This window comes from Listeria sp. SHR_NRA_18 (genome assembly GCF_003856515.1).
Lineage (GTDB): Bacteria > Bacillota > Bacilli > Lactobacillales > Listeriaceae > Listeria_A > Listeria_A newyorkensis.
This window is the reverse complement of sequence record NZ_QPKR01000040.1, coordinates 1-1,260: the sequence shown is the minus strand read 5'-3', so window position 1 is coordinate 1,260 and position 1,260 is coordinate 1. Positions and strand designations below refer to the sequence as shown.

Here is a 1,260-nt window from a genome sequence, read left to right as displayed (position 1 = left end):
TGATGTGCACCCCAAAAGTTAGACCAAAAATCTAACGTTTGGGGTGTTTTGCTGTGGCAAAATATGATGTATCATTTAAACTGCATGTGGTTCGAGAATATTTAGAAGGAAAACAAAGTTATGCTGATTTGGCTAATAAATATAGTATAGCCGGTCATCGACAAGTTAAAAAATGGGTAGATCAGTATTTGGCCTTTGGCCAAAAGGCATTCACCAAGAAAAAGAATCGTGTTTATACTGTTCAAATGAAACTAGATGTATTACACTTTATGAAAACGACGGGGGCATCTCTTCAAGAAACAGCCAACCATTTTCAAATTCCAGATTGTGCATTAATCTCGACCTGGAAGAAAAAACTATTAGAAAATGGTATAGATGCACTTGCGAGACCAAAGGGGTGTCCTTCATTGACTAATAAGCCAAAGAAAGTAAAGAAGAAAGAGATGACGCGAGAACAAGCACTAGAACAGGAAAATGAGTTATTACGAGCGGAGCTTGCTTTCATAAAAAAGCTCCGAGCTTCTGGGGAAAATATTCCGAGCCATCTGCTAAGATCCAAGCCCGAATCATCCAGGAGCTTCGACAAACATTCCGATTGACGCTCCTCTTGAAAGTCACTGGTATGCCTAAATCTACGTATATGTATTGGCAAAAACGATTAGTTGCGTCATCACCCAGGGATGATTTAGAAACAGTCATTCAGTCGATTTATGAGGAAAATAACCAAGACTACGGACATCGTCGTATTGGCTTGGCATTGCGAAAACGTGGCATCGTAGTGAATCACAAGAAGGTACTAAAAATAACACGAAAATCAGGTATTCTATGTACAAAATACACTCGGAAATCTAGAAAGAAATACCGTGCTTATAAAGGCAAAGTTGGCACCATCGCTAAAAATAAAATTCGTCGCCGTTTTCAAACGCCTTTATACTATCAAAAACTAACAACAGATATTACGGAATTTAAGGTAGGAGCAGATCAAAAGCTATATCTGAGCCCCATTATGGATATGGGGACAGGGGAGATTATTTCTTATCAAATGAACGAACGTCCAAACTTGGCTTTTGTGCTAGAAACGTTGGAACAGGCATTACAAATCGTGTTGCCTCAAGCACCCTATCGGGTGACCGTCCATTCTGATCAAGGATGGCATTATCAGCATAAGAAATGGGTATCTCTTTTAAAGAAGAATAAGGTTTACCAAAGCATGTCCCGTAAGGGAAATTGTTTAGATAACTCTCCTATGGAAAATTTTTT

At 38.9% G+C, this 1,260-nt stretch carries 2 protein-coding genes; both read left to right on the top strand.

What is annotated here, in order from left to right; genetic code table 11:
- Nucleotides 1-53: 53 nt before the first annotated feature.
- Nucleotides 54-599: a helix-turn-helix domain-containing protein gene (locus DUK53_RS17030; RefSeq protein ID WP_036093270.1), complete on the top strand. Its 546-nt coding sequence runs from the start codon at nt 54-56 to the stop codon at nt 597-599.
- Nucleotides 482-1,260 (top strand): IS3 family transposase (locus DUK53_RS17025; protein ID WP_161564271.1); only part of this gene is annotated, 779 nt, incomplete at its 3' end. The genes DUK53_RS17030 and DUK53_RS17025, both read left to right, overlap by 118 nt.